General features: G+C 65.9%; 19 protein-coding genes. 4 read left to right on the forward strand and 15 right to left on the reverse strand.

Annotated features, from left to right (window positions below):
• Nucleotides 1-34: 34 nt before the first annotated feature.
• The 11 genes from XCC_RS20440 to aroE form a co-directional block, all read right to left on the reverse strand.
• Entirely contained in the window at nucleotides 35-718 is a 684-nt protein-coding gene (locus tag XCC_RS20440) for a response regulator transcription factor (RefSeq protein ID WP_002808458.1), read from the reverse strand.
• Nucleotides 719-790: 72 nt separating this feature from the next.
• Complete coding sequence (locus tag XCC_RS20445; RefSeq protein ID WP_223648076.1) at nucleotides 791-1,111, reverse strand: hypothetical protein; 321 nt, start codon at nucleotides 1,109-1,111, stop codon at nucleotides 791-793.
• Nucleotides 1,112-1,483: 372 nt separating this feature from the next.
• Nucleotides 1,484-2,491, reverse strand: coding sequence for a tRNA dihydrouridine(20/20a) synthase DusA (dusA, locus tag XCC_RS20450; RefSeq protein WP_011039017.1), 1,008 nt, complete (start codon nucleotides 2,489-2,491; stop codon nucleotides 1,484-1,486).
• A gap of 436 nt (nucleotides 2,492-2,927) precedes the next feature.
• Nucleotides 2,928-3,149, reverse strand: a complete 222-nt coding sequence (locus XCC_RS20460) for a hypothetical protein (RefSeq protein ID WP_014506215.1) — start codon at nucleotides 3,147-3,149, stop codon at nucleotides 2,928-2,930.
• A 149-nt stretch (nucleotides 3,150-3,298) separates the two neighbouring features.
• Nucleotides 3,299-3,466, reverse strand: a complete 168-nt coding sequence (locus XCC_RS20465; protein ID WP_154727161.1) for a hypothetical protein — start codon at nucleotides 3,464-3,466, stop codon at nucleotides 3,299-3,301.
• 165 nt (nucleotides 3,467-3,631) lie between these two features.
• Nucleotides 3,632-4,207: an ankyrin repeat domain-containing protein gene (locus tag XCC_RS20470; RefSeq protein ID WP_011039020.1), complete on the reverse strand. Its 576-nt coding sequence runs from the start codon at nucleotides 4,205-4,207 to the stop codon at nucleotides 3,632-3,634.
• Between the two features lie 60 nt (nucleotides 4,208-4,267).
• Nucleotides 4,268-5,773, reverse strand: coding sequence for a catalase KatB (gene katB / locus XCC_RS20475; RefSeq protein ID WP_019238085.1), 1,506 nt, complete (start codon nucleotides 5,771-5,773; stop codon nucleotides 4,268-4,270).
• A gap of 656 nt (nucleotides 5,774-6,429) precedes the next feature.
• Nucleotides 6,430-8,565: an ATP-dependent DNA helicase DinG gene (gene dinG / locus XCC_RS20480; protein ID WP_011039022.1), complete on the reverse strand. Its 2,136-nt coding sequence runs from the start codon at nucleotides 8,563-8,565 to the stop codon at nucleotides 6,430-6,432.
• Nucleotides 8,566-8,766: 201 nt separating this feature from the next.
• A complete protein-coding gene (locus XCC_RS20485; RefSeq protein ID WP_019238084.1) occupies nucleotides 8,767-8,994 on the reverse strand; it encodes a hypothetical protein in 228 nt (75 codons plus the stop codon).
• A complete protein-coding gene (locus XCC_RS20490) occupies nucleotides 8,991-9,344 on the reverse strand; it encodes a hypothetical protein (protein ID WP_012439519.1) in 354 nt (117 codons plus the stop codon). Before XCC_RS20490 ends, XCC_RS20485 begins: the two co-directional genes overlap by 4 nt.
• 10 nt (nucleotides 9,345-9,354) lie before the next feature.
• Nucleotides 9,355-10,206 carry a shikimate dehydrogenase gene (aroE, locus tag XCC_RS20495; protein ID WP_011039025.1) on the reverse strand — a complete coding sequence of 284 codons (852 nt, stop codon included), beginning with the start codon at nucleotides 10,204-10,206 and terminating at the stop codon, nucleotides 9,355-9,357.
• A gap of 52 nt (nucleotides 10,207-10,258) precedes the next feature.
• Here aroE and XCC_RS20500 point away from each other — a divergent pair, with 52 nt between their 5' ends.
• Together XCC_RS20500 and XCC_RS20505 are read left to right on the forward strand one after the other, a co-directional pair.
• A complete protein-coding gene (locus tag XCC_RS20500; protein WP_011039026.1) occupies nucleotides 10,259-11,140 on the forward strand; it encodes a TolB family protein in 882 nt (293 codons plus the stop codon).
• A 233-nt stretch (nucleotides 11,141-11,373) separates the two neighbouring features.
• Entirely contained in the window at nucleotides 11,374-11,514 is a 141-nt protein-coding gene (locus XCC_RS20505) for a hypothetical protein (protein ID WP_162490365.1), read from the forward strand.
• A 93-nt stretch (nucleotides 11,515-11,607) separates the two neighbouring features.
• Here XCC_RS20505 and XCC_RS20510 read toward each other — a convergent pair whose 3' ends face one another.
• The 3 genes from XCC_RS20510 to XCC_RS20520 form a co-directional block, all read right to left on the reverse strand.
• Nucleotides 11,608-14,127 (reverse strand): PepSY domain-containing protein, encoded by a 2,520-nt coding sequence (locus tag XCC_RS20510; RefSeq protein WP_011039027.1) that lies wholly within the window; start codon nucleotides 14,125-14,127, stop codon nucleotides 11,608-11,610.
• A gap of 151 nt (nucleotides 14,128-14,278) precedes the next feature.
• Nucleotides 14,279-15,268, reverse strand: coding sequence for a porphobilinogen synthase (hemB, locus tag XCC_RS20515; protein ID WP_011039028.1), 990 nt, complete (start codon nucleotides 15,266-15,268; stop codon nucleotides 14,279-14,281).
• A gap of 87 nt (nucleotides 15,269-15,355) precedes the next feature.
• Nucleotides 15,356-15,598 carry a hypothetical protein gene (locus tag XCC_RS20520; protein ID WP_012439524.1) on the reverse strand — a complete coding sequence of 81 codons (243 nt, stop codon included), beginning with the start codon at nucleotides 15,596-15,598 and terminating at the stop codon, nucleotides 15,356-15,358.
• Between the two features lie 202 nt (nucleotides 15,599-15,800).
• Here XCC_RS20520 and XCC_RS20525 point away from each other — a divergent pair, with 202 nt between their 5' ends.
• Both XCC_RS20525 and XCC_RS20530 read left to right on the forward strand, forming a co-directional pair.
• Nucleotides 15,801-16,253, forward strand: coding sequence for a hypothetical protein (locus XCC_RS20525; protein ID WP_011039030.1), 453 nt, complete (start codon nucleotides 15,801-15,803; stop codon nucleotides 16,251-16,253).
• A 251-nt stretch (nucleotides 16,254-16,504) separates the two neighbouring features.
• Nucleotides 16,505-16,858, forward strand: coding sequence for a hypothetical protein (locus XCC_RS20530; protein ID WP_011270063.1), 354 nt, complete (start codon nucleotides 16,505-16,507; stop codon nucleotides 16,856-16,858).
• Between the two features lie 196 nt (nucleotides 16,859-17,054).
• Here XCC_RS20530 and XCC_RS20535 read toward each other — a convergent pair whose 3' ends face one another.
• Complete coding sequence (locus XCC_RS20535; RefSeq protein ID WP_029217010.1) at nucleotides 17,055-18,881, reverse strand: DUF885 domain-containing protein; 1,827 nt, start codon at nucleotides 18,879-18,881, stop codon at nucleotides 17,055-17,057.
• Between the last annotated feature and the right edge of the window lie 28 nt (nucleotides 18,882-18,909).

The raw sequence follows: 18,909 nt of genomic DNA on the forward strand, positions 1-18,909 counted from the left end.
CGTCCCGACACTGGCCGATCGCCGCTGTGCTGACTCAGCCTTCCGTACGCGGGATGGCGAAGCGGTAACCGCGACCACGCACGGTCTCGATCGGCTTCAACTCACCATCCGGGTCAAGCTTCTTGCGCAGCCGGCCGATGAACACTTCCAGCACGTTGGAATCGCGGTCGAAATCCTGCTGATAGATATGCTCGGTGAGGTCGGCCTTGGAGACCAGTTCGCCGGCATGCATCATCAGGTATTCCAGCACCTTGTACTCGTAGCTGGTCAGATCCACATTGGCGCCGTTGACGCTCACCGTCTGCGCAGCAAGATCCAGGGCCACCGGGCCGCATTCCAGGGTCGGCTTGCTCCAGCCAGCCGCACGACGCAGCAGCGCATTGACGCGCGCCAGCAACTCTTCGACGTGGAACGGCTTGACCAGGTAATCGTCGGCACCCTGCTTGAGGCCTTCGACCTTGTCCTGCCAGCTCGAACGCGCAGTCAGGATCAGCACGGGGAATTTCTTGCCCTCGTCGCGCAGCGCCTTGATCAGTTCCATGCCCGACATCTTGGGCAGGCCCAGGTCGATGATGCCGACATCGAACGGCACTTCACGGCCCATGTAGAGACCTTCTTCGCCGTCCTGTGCAGCGTCAACAGCAAAGCCTTCGCGCTTCAGGCGCGCGGCAAGGGTCTCGCGCAGCGGAGCTTCGTCTTCGACCAAAAGGATACGCATGCACTCTCCCTACTTACGTTGTGTGGCCACAGGCCAGGGGATTTATGTCACTGAACGCAGAAGTATCTGCGCTTACTGGTGATCGGCGCGTGGTGGTGGCGGCGCGTCGGACGGAGATGGTGCCGGGCTGCGTGCATTGGCAGGCGGTGGTCCGCCTTGCCCGCCTTCGGGGTGGTAGACGATATGCACGCGGCCGCGTTCGTCCATGTACTTGACGCGCGTCAGCCGGCTATCGCCAAACGGAACACTCTCCGCACCAAGAATCTGTCCACCGGTAGACCGCTGCACGCGGCGAATGGTGTCCGAGAAAGAGCGGCTGTCGCGCGGGCCAACGCCTTCGCGACCGGCCTGCGCCATCGGATATCCCTGGCCCCACGCGGACGGCGCGACCACAGCAACCCAGAGGGCCACCAGGGCGAGACGACGGGACGTGTGGAAGGGCTGGGTCACGGATGAATCCTAGCGGGTTGTTCAGAAACATTCAAAATTCGTGAAACCGGCACCGTGTCACACCAATGCCAGCCGCAGAAATCGAGCCAAATTCTTGATTTTTCGGGGTGAATCCGATCTGAACTTTTTAGCTCGGTGTTAACGCCATTCAGTGAAATGAACATCTAGACGGCAATTCCGGGAAAGGACTGGAGTGGATAGCTGGCGCAATCGCGATGGCGCATGCCGCTGGCATGCCTCAACCGTACAGCAGCTGCCCATGCCCGAAAGATTGCAAAAACCGGGCCGAACTTTCGTCTTGGAGGTACTGACTGTTCAGGCAGCAATACGCCGCGCCTGATCGTCGGTGCGCTGTGACGCCTGTTCCACCAGCTCCCAACCCGCGCCGGGGCGATGGGCGCCCTCGCTCAGCACCTGGCGGAACACCCGGCCGCCGGGCTGCCCGTGGAACAAGCCGAGGATGTGCCGGGTCATGTGCTTCAGGGCCAGCCCCTGATCCAGTTGCGCCTGCACGTAGGGCTGGTAGGCCTGCAGCAGGTCTGCGCGCGCGCGCTCGGGGCGCCCGGACAAGGCCGCCTCCAGCTGATGCAGCACGTACGGGTCGTGATAGGCGGCCCGGCCCAGCATCACTCCGTCGGTGTGCTGCAGATGTGCCAGGGAGGCCTCGACGCTGGCGATGCCGCCATTGAGCACCACCGGCAAGGCCGGACGCTCCTGCTTGAGGCGGTAGGCCCAGTCGTACCGTAACGGCGGGACTTCGCGGTTCTCTTTCGGCGACAGGCCCTTGAGCCAGGCGTTGCGCGCGTGCACCACCACCATGGCGGCGCCGGCGCCGACCACCTGGTCGATGAAGCCGGCAAACACGGCGTAGTCGTCATCGTCGTCCACACCCAGGCGGCACTTGACCGTAACCGGCAGGGCGGTGGCCGCGCACATGGCCGCGACGCAATCCGCCACCAGCGCCGGCTCGCGCATCAGGCAGGCGCCAAAGCGCCCGGCCTGCACCCGATCGGACGGGCAGCCGCAATTGAGATTGATCTCGTCATAACCCCACGCCTGGGCGATCTGCGCCGCCTGGGCGAGCAACGCGGGATCGCTGCCGCCCAGTTGCAGGGCCAGTGGATGCTCGACCGCATCGAAGCCGATCAGGCGCTGGCGATCGCCATGGATCACCGCATTGGCGTGCACCATTTCCGTGTACAGCCGCGCCGACGGCGCCAGCAGCCGGTGGAAGACCCGGCAATGACGGTCGGTCCAGTCCATCATCGGGGCGACGGACAGACGCAGGGAATCGGCGTACGCAGCGGGAGGGGGCAGAGTCATCGACGATGGGCCGCGCAACCGGCGGCCTGGAATGCGGAGCAGGATCAACAGCTTACACGGCAGGCGCTGAATCTGCGGCAGCGCGGCGTGCATGCTGGCGCCCCTTGCTGTCGGGCCCTGCTCGAGAATCAGCTGTTCGCTGCGCTATGTGATCGACCCTACCTGCTGGCCGAGTTCGAACAGTACGCGCGCTTGTGGATCCCGCTGGTGACGCGCTGTGGCGGCCAGCATCATGGCGACTTGCTGCCGTCCGAAGGGCGAACAACAGCGTCGCTTGCCGCGTACGAGCGCTATCGGAGCGCTTCACTAGAGGACGCCGAGTGCCTGGCGGCGTTTGCGTATGCCGAGCACACGCGGTGCATCATCAGTGACGAGCGGAGCTTCTTTCGTCCGCTACCGGGGTGAGCGCTGCGGCGCTCCCCCATCACCATCCGCCTCAGCTGCGGATGCTGGCGCGTTCTTCAACGCTCAGCGGCTTGCCGAGTGCGTGGTACGAGGCGACCAGCGTGATCAGGGCGGTGCCCATCACGGTGTAGAAGCTCCACGACTTGGCCAGCAGATGCACCTGACCGAACACCAGGGCCACGACAGCTGTCGCGGTGCACAGCACCATGGCCAGCAGGGACATCAGAAACGGGATGGAGGGATCGAGCTTCATGGTCCGGGTGTTCCAGGGTGCGATAGCTCCAGCATCGGCGTTCGCCGACCTTTCTTGAAGGATTTTTTGAGGTTTTTATCGCCGCTTTTTTCGCAAGTCAGCGAGCGCTCAGATAAATGTCAAACCCTTGGCGTGCAAGGGTTTGCGCGTCAGAAATTCCCTGACAGCAGCGCAGAAAAACGACCACGCGTGTCGGCATTCCAACGCACGTGCGGCGGAAAACCGACGGTGTTGCTGGTGAGATTTGGTCGGCGGAAATCGGGGTGGTCGACGGGCTGCGCGCCACCGTGGATGTCTATGCCGGAGCGCCAGATCATTGCAACGGTGCAAAGAGGAGCCAGCAGCAGGGACCCTCATCCCTGGCTGTCGCCTGGCGTGTTGCGGGGGCGGGACGACATCACCAACCCCGAAGTCCGCCTGCGGGATCGTTCGGCAAGCACACGAACGAGCGCCCTCTCGCACGCTGAAGCGCTGCTGCGCCTTCAGCGTGCCGGCGCGGTGGCGAATTCGCCGCGTTGCAGCTTGGTCACTTCATTGCCCTGCGCATCCTTGATGCTCAGGTCCGCTCCCTTGGCGGCGAGATCCTTGAGCACGTCGGTGCGCTGGAACAGCGCGGCGTACATCGCCGCGGTCTGGCCGGCATTGTTGCGCTGGTCCGGTGCGCAGTCGGCCTGCATCAGCCGTTTGGCGATGGCCAGCTCGCCCTTGAAGATCGCGCCCATCAGCGCGGTATTGCCACGCTTGTCCTGCGCGCACGGGTCCGCACCGGCCTGCAGCAACTGCTCCACTGCCGGGGCCTGGCCGTGATACGCGGCCAGGATCAACGCGGTGTAACCCTTTTCGTCGCGCGTATTGAGGTCGTAATGCGAGCGGATGAATTCGCCCAGCATGTCCTGACGCCCCTCACGCGCGGCGTCGAAGAAGTAGGTCTGCAGCTGTGTCTTGATCTGTGCAGGCGTTGCCGCCGCGGTCGGCGCCTTGGCCGCGACCGGTGCCGGCGAGGCAGCGTTGGCGGTTACGGCCAACGCCGACCACGCTAGAAACAACAGAGTGCGCATCTCGCTCTCCCGAAACGAAGGACGGCACCGCGGCATGGCGCCGCGATGCCGTCGGGTGGATCAGTCCTGCAGGGTCGACGCGAGCTGCTTCACGCGTGCCAGATCGCCCTTGGCCACGCGGGTGACGCCTGCGCCGTACTCGGGGTCGGCCTTGTACAGGAACGACAGCACCAGGTGCTTGCTCTCGGTGTCGGTGGTGGCCAGCGACTCGCCAAAACTCTGCACCAGATCGGCGCGATCCTTCTTGCTGTAGGACCGATACAACTCACCGGCCTGCTTGAAGTTCTGCTCGAGGGTGATCTTGGCCTGCTGGGTGGTGCCCGACAACGGCAGCTCGCTGTAACGGGCGGCGGTGTCCTGCGGACGCGGTTCAAGACGGCTCGGCTCGTAGTTCACGCCGCTGGTGGTGTGCCCGGTGTTGGCTTCGCCGTCCTGGTTGCCATTGTTGACGGCCACACGCGGACGGTTGACCGGCAGGCTCAGGCCATTGGTACCGATGCGGTACAGCTGCGTGTCGGCGTACGAAAAGATACGGCCCTGCAGCAGGCGGTCTTCCGACGGTTCGATACCCGGCACCAGATTGGCCGGCGCCATCGCGACCTGTTCGGTCTCCTGGAAGAAGTTGTCGACGTTCTTGTTCAACACCATCTGGCCAACCTTCTGCTCCGGCACATCCGGCCAGATCTTGGTGGCATCGAGCGGGTCGAAGTCAAACTTGGCCAGGTCGTCCGGCTTGAGCACCTGCACGTACAGGTCCCACTTCGGGTAGTCGCCCTTCTTGATCGCACCGACTAGATCGTTGGTCAGATGGCTGTAGTCCTTGGCCTGCACCGCGGCGACCTGCTTGGGGTCGAGATTCTTGATGCCCTGCAGCGTCTTCCAGTGGAACTTGACGTAATGCACCTCGCCTTGCGCGTTGACCAGCTTGTAGGCGTGCACGCCGTTGCCATCCATGAAGCGATAGCCGGCCGGGGTGCCTTCATTGGAATACAGCAGGGTCAGCGTGCGGGTGGATTCGGGCACGTGCGAGAAGAAATCGAAACGACGCGAATCATCGTCCAGGTTGGTGCGCGGATCCGGCTTGAACGCGTGGACCATGTCGGGGAACTTGATCGCATCGCGAATGAAGAAGGTGGGGAAGTTGTTGCCGACCAGATCCCAGTTGCCTTCGCTGGTGTAGAACTTGGTGGCGAAGCCGTGCGGGTCGCGCAGCGTTTCCGGCGAATGGTTGCCATGCACCACCGAGGAGAACCGCACGAACACCGGGGTCTTTTCGCCGGCGCTGAACACCTTGGCCTTGGTCAGGTTGGACAGATCGGCAGTGGCGGTGAACTCGCCTTTGACGCCGGTGCCGCGCGCATGCACCACGCGCTCGGGAATGCGCTCGCGATCGAAGCGCTGAAGCTTCTGGATCAGTTGCACGTCCTGCAGCAACGTCGGGCCGGTGGCACCGGCGGTCTGCGAATTCTGGTTGTCGCCGACCTTGGCGCCGTTGTCGCGGGTCAGGACGGATTGGGCGAAGACCGGCGGGGCGATCAGCGTGGGGGCTAGCAGGGCTAGCACCATGAGGGATCCAGGGCGCATGGCGTCAGCTCGAGTTGAAGGTGCTGAATCATGGCTAGCCAGCTGATGCGTGAGAAGTCGTTAGTTCTGATCGCTGCGATAGGGGAACATGATGATGACTGCGTAGCGTGATATGCATCGCCAAATGCATCGGCAGCGTGTTGCAGATCGTCGCTGCATGCTTCGTCTTTGCGTTGAGCATCTCGCGGCGATGGTCGGCGGCTGCCGTGCGTTGCGTGCGCTGCGCGCTATGAATGCTGCGCTGCACGCGCGCGGCTTGGTCAAGACGGTGGCTTACTTGGCAGGCCTGATCAAGGCAGCGATACGCGGGCGTGCGTTCGAATAACGAAGCAGGCACCGCATTTCTCAAACGCGCGACAGCGACATGCGGTGCGCTTGCGAGACGCACGCTCCAGCAGGCTGCTCGCCTCCTGCATGGCAGCAGGCGGTCTCTCCTGCATCACCTCAAGACACGCCTGCCAGCTGCCACTGATGCCACAATGATCACCATGGCTGCACGCGAGACTAGCTCACGTCCACCTCGCCAAGCAGCAGTGTGGGTGCGTGGATGTGCATGTGCTTGGCATCGCGCATCCATCAGGTGCACTGCGCGCTGCGCGCATCCATCAAGCGCGCAGACCGATGCACTTACACCCAGCTCAGCGCCCGATCACCCGCTTGAACGGCGGCAGCGCATCGAGAATGCGTTTGCCATAGCGGCGTGTGAGCAGGCGCGAATCGAGGATGATGACGCGACCGTGGTCGTTGGAACTGCGGATCAAACGGCCGGCAAACTGGGTGAGCGTGCGCAGTGCGTGCGGGATGGCGATCAGGTTGAACGCGTTGTGGCCGCGGCTTTCCAGCCACTCGCTCAAGGTGGAGGTTTGCGGGTCGGTGGGCACGGCGAACGGCACCTGGGTGATCACCACCGTGGTGCAGGCTTCGCCGGGCAGATCCAGACCTTCGCCGAAGGAGTTCAAGCCGAACAGCACCGAGCCCTCGCCTGCCGCGATCCGGCGCAGATGTTCGGTGATCAGTTGCGACTTGTTGCCTTCGCCCTGCACCAGCACGCGGTTGCGCTGGGCCAGCGGCAGCAGGTCGGCAACCTTTTCCATCTTCCAGCGCGAGGTGAACAGCACGATGCTGCCCTTGGCGGCCCAGTCCAGTTCGCGCACCAGATACTTGGCGACTTCCTTCGGATGGCCTTCGCGATCGTCGGGGGTCACCGGGAAATTGGGCACGATCAATTCGGCCTGATTGGGCAGATCGAACGGCGAGGCCAGCGAGGCCATTTCGGCATGGTCGGGCAAGCCGTTGTCGATGGCGAAGGATTGGAAATCGCCGCCGCCGGTCAGCGTGGCCGAGGTCATCACCACCGAATCGACTTCGTTCCACAGCAGGGTGCGCAGCACCTGGGCGGCGGAGACCGGCGAGCAATGGCAGATCAGATCGCCATCGCGCGAGAGCGTGATCCAGCGCGCCATCGGCGGCTGGCCGTCCTTGTCTTCGCGGCGCCAACCGCTCCACAGATTGTGCTGCTGCTCGGCCATTTCCAGCGCCATGCCCAGGCTGCGCTGCAGACGCTCGCGCGCGGCATCGTCCTGCTTGCCCTTGGCCACGGTGCCGTGTGCGGCGTGTACCCAGTTGAACAGCGCGCGGGTTTCCTCGCCCAGTTCTTCGATCGCCGGGCCCCATTGCGGCGGCAGCTTGCCGTTGGGCGCACGCCACAACGGATCGCGCTCGCCGGGTTCGGGCTTCCAGACGCGTTCGACTTCGGTATGAAACGCCTTGAGCAACTTGGACACGCGCGCGGCCACTTCGATGGCTTCGCTGGGCAGCAGGTTGCCGATCTTGTCCTTGTCCACCGCGCGATACGCGGCGGCGATCAGGATCTGCATGCGGCCAGTGCGCTTGGCCATGTCGTCCAGCGGCAGGTTGGCCGCGCCCTGGTCGATCGCCACGCCGGCAATGTGATGGCCTTCGTCGAGCACCAGCAACATGTCCGACGGCGGCGCAATCAGCGGCTGGCCGTTCTCGGCATCGCCCAGCGACAGCGACGACAGCAGCAAGGCGTGATTGGTGACCACGATCTGCGCCTCGCGCACATCGGTGCGCGCCTTGAGCACCGGGCACTGCGCCGCATAGCTGCAGCGACGTCCGGCGCAGCCGGAGGCCGGCGTGGTGACGCGCATGCGCAGCGGCACCGACACCGGCTCGGGGGCGTCGTCCAGGTCACCGTTCCAGGTGCGTGCGGCGTAGGCCTTGGCCAACCGCTTGGCCAGGTCGACGTCGGCCGGGCTGAGCGGGCGGTCGTACAGCACCTGCTCGTCTTCGAACATGCCGTTCTGGCTGGTTTCGCCCTCCAGCTCGGCGGCGTTGCGCGTGCACAGGTACCGGGTGCGGCCCTTGGCCAGCGCGACGGTCGCCTCCAGGCCGGTGGCCTTGAGGAAGGCGGGGATGTCGCGTTCCACCAACTGCGATTGCAGTGCGACCGTGCCGGTGCTGATCACCAGCTTCTTCTTGGTGGCCAGCGCGATCGGCACGCCGGCGGTCAGATAGCCCAGGCTCTTGCCCACGCCGGTCGGCGCCTCGGCCACGCCGATGCCGCCGGAGGTGGCCAGCGCGCGTGACACCAGGCCGATCATCTGGCTCTGCGCGCGGCGGGTGGCGAAGCCGGGTGTATTGGCCTGCAGCTTGGCGTAGGCCTCGCGGATGCCGGCCTTGACCGGCTCGGTCAGGGTGCGCTGGGTAGGAACGGGCGCCGACGGGGCGGCCGGTGTGGCAATGTCACTCATCGCGCTATTTTCGCACGGACCGACGCAGCGCCTGCGACCGCGCCGCGCGCCGGCTGAACCGCTGGGCAAAGTGCAGGGGTGGCGCGATCAGGCACGCGCTGCCGCGGGCCCAAGCACCACGTGCCACCGGGCCGGCGTGCCGCCGGTTCGGGCGCGATCACCTCCTGTGACTGCCGCTCGCCTGACTGCCACTCGCCCGTTTCAGACGCGGCGCGGCCAGGCGTAGCGGGCCCAGACCAGGCCGATCACCAGCATCGCCAGGCCCATCACCAGCATGCCCACGCCCACGCCGTTTGGCCCGAAGCGTTCGTACAGCAGGCCGCCGCGGTTGACCGTGGCCAGCCGCTCCGGGTGCAGCAGCGTCCAACCGCCCTGCCCGGCACAGACCAGCCCCACCAGGATCAACGCGATCGCCTTGAGCGGAATCACTGCAACGCTTCCGGCGTAGGCCGCGCCCGCTGCAGGCTACTGGCCAGGGTCCAGACCAGCACGCCCAGCGCGACACCCTGCACGCTGACCAGCACCAGCCGCGACACGCTCATCACCATCGAGATGCGCGCCACGCTGCCCTGCTGCATCAACCACAACGCCACCGCCTGGATCGTGACTTCGGCCACCGAGCAGGCCAGCAGCAACCACAGCGCCGCCAGCGCGGCCCGGCGTGCCGCCACCGGCGGCGTGCGCCAGACCAGCACCAGGCCCAGCACCAGGGCAATCAGCACCGGCACCCGCGACAGCAGGCTGGTGACGATGGACAACAGCAGATCGGTGGTGGTCATCGCAACGCGCTCAGTCGGCGCTGACCAACACGGCGTCGCGCGCACGCAGCGCGTCGTACACCGGGTCGGTCTGCGGGCGCACGCCGTGCCACAGCGCAAAGCTTTCCGCGGCCTGCTCGACCAGCATGCCCAGGCCGTCGATGGCGTAGCGGCACTGCGCCGAACGTGCCCAGGCAAGGAAGGCGATGGCGGTGGCGCCGTAATTGAGGTCCACCGCCGCAGTGAGGCTGTTGACCAGGCCCAGCGGCAGCGCGAACGCACCGGCGTCGCGATCGCGGCCGGCAGCGGTGGCATTGACGATCAGCTCGAAGTCGCCCAGCTCGCGCAGGTCTTCCAGATAGCGCGACACCACGCGCCCGGGTTCGCCCAGCGCATCGCACAGCGCATCGGCGCGCTCGGGCGAGCGGTTCACCACCACCATCTCGGTGATGCCGGCCTCCAGCAGCGCCGGCGCAACGCCGCGTGCGGCACCGCCGGCGCCCAGCAGCAGCACGCGGCGGCCGCGCAGATCTAGGCCGTGCCGCTCGGTGAGGTCACGCACCAGGCCGGCGCCATCGGTGTTGTCGCCCTGCCACTGGCCGTCGTTGCGCACCAGCGTGTTCACCGCACCAGCCACGCGCGCGCGGTCGCTCAGGCTCGCCGACAGGGCGAACGCGGCTTCCTTCAGCGGCAGGGTCACGTTGGCGCCCTTGCCACCGTCGGCCGCGAAGCGCTCCAGCGCGGCGGTGAATTCCTCCGGCGCGGCGTCGATGGCGGTGTAGTCCAGCGCGATGCCGGTCTGCTTCCCGAAGTCGGCATGGATGGCCGGCGACAGCGAATGGGCGACGGGGTGTCCGAACACGGCATAACGGGATACGGGCATGAAACGCTCTCTGGGTTGACTAGACTGGGCGCGACTCAGGCAGGAACACCCCATGCAACTTCGAGTGACGCTGCTCGCGCTGGCGGCAAGTTTACTCTTCGTCCCGTCTGCTTCGGGACTTGCCGAATTCGGCATCGAGGGCATGGGCGTGGTCTCCACGCCCGCCAACGAGGCACGCGCCACGCTCAGCCCCGACGGCCAGCGCATCGTCTGGGCCAGCGATCGGGCAGGCGGCGCGGGTGGCTGGGACCTGTGGCAGGCGCAGCTGGTCGGCGGACGCTGGCAGCAGGCCACGTCGCTGCCGTTGAACACGGCGCAGGACGAGACCACGCCGGTGTTCAGTGCCAACGGGCGCTGGTTGCTGTTCGCCTCCACGCGCGCCGGTGGCGTCGGTGGGAGCGATCTGTATCGCGTGCCGGTGGACGCGCAAGGGCAACTGGGTGCGGTGCAATCGCTGGGCCCGGCGATCAACAACCGCAGCAACGAGACCGCACCGACACTGTCGCTGGACGGCACCGCACTGCTGTTCGCCAGCGACGGCCATGGCGGTGCCGGCGGCCTGGATCTGTTCGTCGCGCACTGGAACGGCTCCGCCTTCATCGCCCCGGCAGCCCTGGGCGAGGTCAACAGCGCCGCGGACGAACGCGACGCGGCCTGGCTGGGCGATGGCCGCGCACTGGTATGGGCGCGCGGCACGTCCGCAGGCCCGAGTCAGCTGTTGCTGGCTGCCTGCAAGGGCGGCCACTACGGCCAGGGCCAGCCGCTGCCGCTGTCGTTCAACGGCCCGCAGGAACGCACCTTTGGCGCAGTGGTGGACGCAGCAAAGCCCGGCGAACTGCTGGTGACCGGCAGCGCCCGCGCGCCGCGCGCCGGCCAGCTGGATATCTACCGGATGAAGGCACCGGTGGTAGATGGCGAGACGGGGTGTCGGTGAGTTGAACCGGTGCGGTGGTGCGCTGCGTCAGGTGATGCTGCGTTGACCGTCTTGCGGCGAGCTTGATCGGGTAGTCGGGCCGTCGAACTGGCACGGTTTTAGCCAACGGCAAGTTTGGTTGCGCGGCCGCGGCGTCTCGCCACGAGGGCAGGCAGGTTGACACCACCCAACCCTATGCTGGTCGAGAACATCAGGTCGCCTGTTTCCAGGCGTTGGCTTGGTGCGCACGCTGCGTGGGACGCCATCCTCTCAATGCACGTGGGAATGGCGGTGTTGGCTTTTCCGATATCGATGGCGATGGCGATGTCGATGTCGATGTCGATGTCGATGTCGATGTCATCGCCATGCTGCCAGCGCAGATGAGGTTTGCCTGAAGCACGTTCGATCCATCGACGCTGCTCGTCACTTCAGATACCAATGCGCTTGGCCTCCCGTGTCGCCGCGCAAGATACGCCTGCAGACTGCACTCAATACACGTCGCGTCGATACCGGCCGGCGGCAGTGAGTAACTCCAGCCGCGTCTCGCCCAGGATCTCGCGCAGGGCCGCATCCACCTCACGCGCCATGCTGTCCAGGCTGCCGCACACATAAATGACGGCGCCGCGGTCGATCCAGTGCCGCAGCGCCTCGCCGCGCTCGCGCAGACGGTGCTGCACATAGCGCTTGTCGGCCTGGTCGCGCGAGAACACCCAATCCAGTTCCTGCAGGTGTCCGGCGGCCTGCCAGGCCTGCAATTCATCGCCGAACAAGCGGTCGTGCGCGCGATGGCGTTCGCCGAACAGCAGCCAGTGGCCGTGCACGCCCGCCAGCTCGGCGTCGCGCAACAACGCGCGTAATCCGGCAATGCCGGTGCCATTGCCGATCAGCACCAGCGGCGCACCGTCCACACGGTGGAAGCCGGGATTGGTGCGCAGGCGTGCGCGCACCGGTGCGCCCAGCGGCGCATGGCAGACCAGCCAGCCAGAGCCCAGGCCCGGGCTGCCATCGGCGCGCGTGGTCAGCCGCACCACCACCTGCGCGCTGCCATCGGCGGGCACGCTGGCGATGGAATAGTCACGCGTCGGCAGCCACGCGCAGCCATCGAGCCAGGCCTGCGCCACCGTGCCGGGCACCGGCGGCTGCGCAGGCGGCTCGGGCAGCACGCGTTCGGCGGCGGCCTGGTGCAGCGGCAGCAATTGCGCGTCCACATGCACCAGCGCATCGGCCGCCAAGCCCCAAGCTTGCAGGCAGGCGCGCACGGCGGCGTCGGCATGCGCAGGTTGCACTTCCAGGATGTCGCCGGCCAACCACTGCGCCCCTGCCGGCGGTTGCAGGTCCACCTGCCAGATCGGTGCGCCCACGCTGCCTGGATTGAGCTGGGTCCGCGACCGCACCGGCCAGTCCATCAGCGCCGGGCGTGCCAGCGGCACGGCCGCCAGCGGCGCGCCGCTGACCTGCGCCAGCTGCGCGTGCCATTGCGCCAGGGCCTGCGGATCGGTCTGGTCCATTTCCACCGCCGGGAACAGCGCACGTGCGCCCTGCGCCTCCAGCCACTGTTCGATACGCCGCGAAAACCCGCAAAACCGCGCGTACTGCCGGTCGCCCAATGCCAGCACTGCGTAGGCCAGCTGTGGCAATGCCAGTGTCTGCCGCAGCATCTCGCGCTCGAATCCGCGCGCCGCATCCGGCGGCTCGCCGTCACCGAAGGTGCTGATGACAAACAGCGCATGCCGCGACTGCTGCAGTTGCGCCGCATCCAGTTGTGCCAGCGAGCGCACCTGCACCGGTACCCCGGCCGATTGCAGATGGCCGGCCGCCTGCCAGGCCAGCCGCTCGGCAAATCCGCTTTGACTGGCAAACCCGATCAGCCACGGCGCGGCCTGCGAGGCGGGCGGCGCGCTCTGCAGCACCTCGCGCGCTGCGCGCAGCTCGCGCTTCTTGCGCCGGCGATCCAGATACAGCATCCAGCCGGTCACGAAGAACACCGACATGCCCGCACTGGCCAGCAGCACCACGATGCGCCCAGGCAGGCCGAAGAAACTGCCCGAATGCAGCGGGAACATGCTCACCAACAGTTGCTGGCCAAGCGGCAGGCGGGCGTAGTCCTGGCGCCGCAACAGCACGCCGCTGTGCGCATCCAGCTCCAGGTTGTCGTAGGCGCGATCATGCGCAGGCGCATCCGGCAGGAAACGCACGCTCAGCGGCTGACCGGCGCGGGTGGGAATGCGCAGATCCATCGCCGCGCTGCGGGTTCCCGCGATCCCGTCGAGGGTGCGCTGCACACGAGCGAAATCCACCGGGGGCGGCCGGTGCCCGCGTCCATCGCCGCGCATCGCCGGCTCAGTACCCAGCAGCGCCACCATGCCGTCGCGGTACCAGGTGTAAGACCAGGTCAGCCCGGTCAAGGCAATCAGCAGATACACCAGCAGGCACCAGGTGCCGAACACCGCATGCAGGCTCCACAGAAAACTGCGCCCCTGCCGCCGCCATTCCACCGCCCACCAGGTCCGCAGGCTCCACCAGCGACGCGGCCAGCGCAGATACAGGCCCGAGGCGCAGAAGAACAGCAGGACCAGCGTACTGGCGCCGGTAATGGCCTGGCCGCGCTCGCCGGCGGTGAGATGCCGGTGCAGGTCTTCGATAAAGGCGAATGCCCCGCTCAGCCGTGGCGCGCCCACGCGCGCGCCGGTGTAGGGATCGAAATACACACGGCCGCCGGGCTTGCCGGCCAGACGCACCGTGGACGGGCGCCCACCGGTCGGGTCGATCAGCATGCGGGTGATGCCCTGCCCCGGCGCCAGGTCGAGCCGGCGCACCAGCGCATCCACGGGCAGTGGCGCCTGCCCGGCGGCATGCCGCTCGGCCAGCTGCGCGATGGCCGGGTTGGCCAGGCGCACGATCCCGTTCTCGAAGGACATCAGCGCGCCGGTCAGTCCCATGACGGAAAGCACCAGCCCGGCAGTGATGCCCAGCAACCAGTGCAGTTGGAACACAACCGTCTTGAACACGCGCGAGCAGCCTGAAGCAGATGGCTTGCCATTGTAGATGAGAATCGTTATCGCAGTTGCGCAGGCGCGGGAGCGCCGCGCACCGCATTCAACCGCTCACCACATAAAAAAAGGCGCCCGCAGGCGCCTGTTCGTGCACTTAGGGCTGCGCTTAGTCCTCGCGCAGCCAGCGCGCCACCTGCGGCGCGAAGTAGGTCAGCACGCCATCGGCACCGGCGCGCTTGAACGCCATCAGCGCTTCCAGCACGCACTTGCGTTCGTCCAGCCAGCCATTGGCGCTGGCGGCCTTCAACATCGCGTACTCGCCGCTGACCTGGTAGGCGAAGGTCGGCACGCGGAACTCTTCCTTGACCCGCCGCACCACATCCAGATACGGCATGCCTGGCTTCACCATCACCATGTCCGCGCCCTCTTCCAGGTCCAGCGCGATCTCGCGCATGGCCTCGTCGCTGTTGGCCGGGTCCATCTGATAGGTGGTCTTGTCGGCCTTGCCGAGATTGCCGGCGCTGCCCACCGCATCGCGGAACGGGCCGTAGAACGCGGAGGCGTACTTGGCCGAATACGCCATGATGCGCACGTTGAGATGGTCGTCGGCATCCAGCGCGCGGCGGATCGCACCGATACGCCCGTCCATCATGTCCGAGGGCGAAATGATGTCCACGCCCGCCTGCGCATGCGACAGCGATTGCTTCACCAACGCCTCGACGGTGATCTCGTTGAGTACATAACCCTTGGCGTCGATCAAACCGTCCTGGCCGTGGGTGGTGTACGGATCCAGCGCCACGTCGGTCATGATGCCCAGCTCGGGAAAGCGCGCCTTGAGCGCACGCACCGCGCGCTGCGCCAGGCCGTCCGGATTCCAGGCTTCGGCCGCGTCCAGGCTCTTGCCGGCGGGGTCGATCACCGGGAACAGATCGATCACCGGGATGCCCAGTTCCAGCGCGTTTTCCGCCTCGCGCAGCAACTCGTCAAGCGACAGACGTTCGACGCCGGGCATCGAGGCAATCGGCGCGCGCCCTGGCAACTCATGCACGAACACCGGCCAGATCAGATCGTCGGTGGTCAACGTGTTCTCGCGCATCAACCGGCGCGAAAACGCATCGTGGCGCATGCGGCGGGGACGGTAGTGGGGGTGGGCCATCGTGGGCTCCTGTCAGCAGTCGGTAAGTTTACGCCCGCCATCTGTCGCTGGACGTGCTGCGACGCTGTGTCGCAGCACTGCAACGGGTCAGATCACCCCACCGCCCAAGCCCAGGCGGATCACCCCGACCACGATCACCACGGCATTGAGCAGCAAGCCGGTCTTGGCACGCCCGCGGTTGCCGACCGAGGTAAACAGCAGCGCGATCGCCGCGATCAGCGCACCAAAGGCCGCAAACGGAATCAGGAACCAGTTGCCCCAACCCAACAAGGGGATAAAGGCCAGAACCATCCACAGCAGCGCCACAATGCCCCACAGCAGGCTGATCAATCCCACGTGTCACCTCGCCATTCATAGAAGGCCTGAGCTTAGCGCCGCGTTCGCCAAGACGCAGTGGGCAGGTGGTCACCCTGACCAATGGCGGCTTGGCAGCAGCCTCACATGGGCATGGCTAGGGTGCGGCAAAGTCCGGCGCGATTCAGTGCGGGCGCCGGATCATCGCAGTCACTGTCGTTCAACAGGGGGCTTCACCATGAACAAGCATGTCGTCATCGCCGCTGGGCTCGCCATGCTCCTGGCCGGCTGCGCCAGCAGCTCCAAGGTCATGCTGGGTCAGGCGCGTGCACCGATAGACCCGGCGCAGGTCCAGGTGTATTCCAACGCCCCGGTCGGCTCGGTGGAGATCGCCCAGCTCGAATCCACCAGCGCAGCCGGCTTCGGCACCCAGGGCCAGACCGATGCCGCCGTCATGCGGCTCAAGCGCGAAGCCGCCAAGCTCGGCGCCAACGGCGTGATCATCGTCGGCGTAGGCTCCGAACGCTCCGGCGGCGGCTTGTCGGTGGGCGGCGGCAGCTACGGCGGACGCGTCGGTGGTGGCCTGGGGATCGGGATCCCGACTACGCAGAAACGCGCGGCTGGTATGGCGATCTGGGTGCCTGCGGGGACAGGCGATGAGGCGCGACCGGAGCGGCGGCCAGAGCACTGAATCTCTGGCTGCTCGCGGTGCTTTTAAATCAAGGAAATGGCCAGAGTTAGCTAGACGCTGGTCATTTTTAATCGGTTTGTGGCCGACCGCAGACGGTGCGCCAGCCCCTGGTGAAACCCCAAACCGGATGCAGTATCCTCCGCCGACGGACAGGTTGAGCCGGCCAGGCGATGGTTTTGCTAGCGACTTGCAAGACATCACTAGCTTTTGGCAGAGCGCAACCCTTGATCTCAATCACCTAAGGAATAGCCATGAAAAGCTTGATAGGGATGTTGATGTTGGCGGGATGCTTCGCTGGACAGGCAGCAGCGCAGACCAAGGGTGTCACGCTGGTATGCCGCATGGATGATCCTTTCCTTTTCTGCTCAGACGGCTGTGCGGACCCGGACCACCATTGGGCACCGCTGGATCCCATCCAGGCCACGATAAAACCTGTTGTGCCCTATTGCCCGTTTCCGACAACTGCGGATACGAATTACTGCAAGGGTTGGTCACAACGTGCGTTTACGGCTTATTTCCAGTACGTCAATGTCTGCCCGAAGGCAAACAAGACGGGCGAGTGGAAGGGCAAAAAGCCTGCGGACATGGTGCCGTTCAAGCATTGAATCCAGCCCAGGCGGTATGGAGCGGAAACTTCGCCTCGCTAGTCCAGGGACGGCCTCTTACTAAGATGCGCTAACGGGCATCTGCACATGCGCATCTCTTTCAACGGCTGTCGGTTTTTTGCAGTGCTCAGGCACCGAAGCAGTTGATATTCCTGGCTAGCTTGAAGAGCGCACCAGGATATCGAGCAACAGAAAATCAGGGCTTGCTGAATTCTGTAGCGGCCCTGCCTCTATTGGCGTGCGCTGGAATGAACTGCTTTTCCACCGCCTGGGCCAGCTGGTCTGGCGGCAGCAGGCCCTGGTCGAGCAGGAAGTTGTTGAAGGCCAGGCGGTCGAACTTCTTGCCCAGGGCCAGTTCGGTGCGCATGCGCAGTTCCAGGATGCGGGTGTAACCGTAGAAATAACTGCCAGCCTGGCCGGGGGCGCGAACGGTGTAGCGGTCCAGTTCCTGGCGGGTCATGGCGGTCGACAGGCCGACGTCGTCTTCGAGCACCTGGCGGGCGCGTTCGCGGTCGATCAGGCCCAGGTTGAGCATTGGGTCGAGCATGGCGCGGGCGGCGCGCAGCAGGCGGAACTGCAAAGCGATTAGCTGCCCGTCGAGCGGTTCGTACGGCACCATCTCGGCTTCGGCATATAGCGCCCAGCCTTCGACATTGACGGAGTTAAAGGCGAACATGCTGCGCGCCAGCGACACGCCGCGCTCCACCATCGCAGTGAACTGCAGTTCGTGCCCCGGGCGGCCTTCGTGGGCGCTGAGCGTCCAGGCGGCCGAGCCGAAGTTGAAGTCGTCGTACTGTTCCTTCTTGCCACCCTCCGCGCTGGGGTTGCCCAGCGGCAGCACGAACTGGCCCTGCTGGCCGGTGTTGCCGATCAGCGGTGCGGGCAGGAAGTGCGGCGCCGGCTGCGCGGCGCTTTCGGCAGCACTGCCCAGGCGCATCTGCATCGGCCGCTTGGGCACATCGACGATGCGCTGCTGGCGGATGATCGGGTCGATCTGGTCGATCACGCCGCGGTAGTGGGTTTCCAGCTGGTCATCGGCAATGGTGTTGCGCTTGAGCGCGCGGATCACCTGAACGTAGTCCTCACCCTGCACACCTTTGGCCTTGGCCACCAGCGGCGCGAGCTGGCGCATCGCCGAGCGGGTTTCCATGAACTCCAGCTGCGCGCGCTGGATCAGCTGCTGCGGCGCGATGTCGATACCCACCTGCTTGAGCTGGTAGGCATACAGCGGCTCGGGCAGGCGGGTGTCCTTGCGCGCCTTCGGCAGCACGGTGCTGCGGGTCCAGCTGGCGTAGTCCTTGAGCTGGGTGGACATGGCCTTGAGCGCCTCGTCGGCGCCGGCGATCTTGTACTTGGCAAACAACTCGCCGATGCCGGCCACATAGGTGTCCACGTTCGCCAAGGCCTGCTCGACCTCGCGCTCGGTCGGCTGCAGCAAGGTCTTGTTGCCCAGCTGCTCCTCGTAGCGCTGGCGCGCCAGGGTGGTGGTCGGAGTGGTGCCCGGGACCAAGCCCACGTAGCGCTTGAGACGGTCCAGCGCCTTGGCGCGGCGATCCGGCGCGGTCTGGTCGGACAACAACCCGTTGAGGCCACTGAAGACCAGCTGCGGCGCATCGTTCCATGGCAGCAGGTAGCGCTCGTTGAGCTCGCTGCCTTCGATGTTGTCGGTGGCCGCACCGATCATGATCTGCAGGTCCTGGCGCACGTTGGGATCGCGCTCGCTGGCCAGCTTGGCCTGCAGCGCGGTGCGCGCGGTGGCCATCGCCTCGCGGTAGCGCTTTGCGTTGTTCGGACCCAGATCGACCACCTGATCGTCGTAGCCGGGCACGCCGAAGAAACTGGCGTATTCCGGCTGGAACGGTGCCTGGGCGCTCAGCAGGAGTTGCGCGTAGCCGTTGCTGGTCTTGACCCATGCCGGAGTGGCGGGTGCGCTGGTGGTGCCGGTGGTGGCAGGACTGTTTTGCGCGTGCAGTGGCAGGGAGGCGCCGAGCGCCAGGGCGACAGCAATCACGAGAGGCTTCATCGGGCGGATTTCCAACAGGAGATGCGCG

Source organism: Xanthomonas campestris pv. campestris str. ATCC 33913 (assembly GCF_000007145.1).
GTDB lineage: Bacteria > Pseudomonadota > Gammaproteobacteria > Xanthomonadales > Xanthomonadaceae > Xanthomonas > Xanthomonas campestris.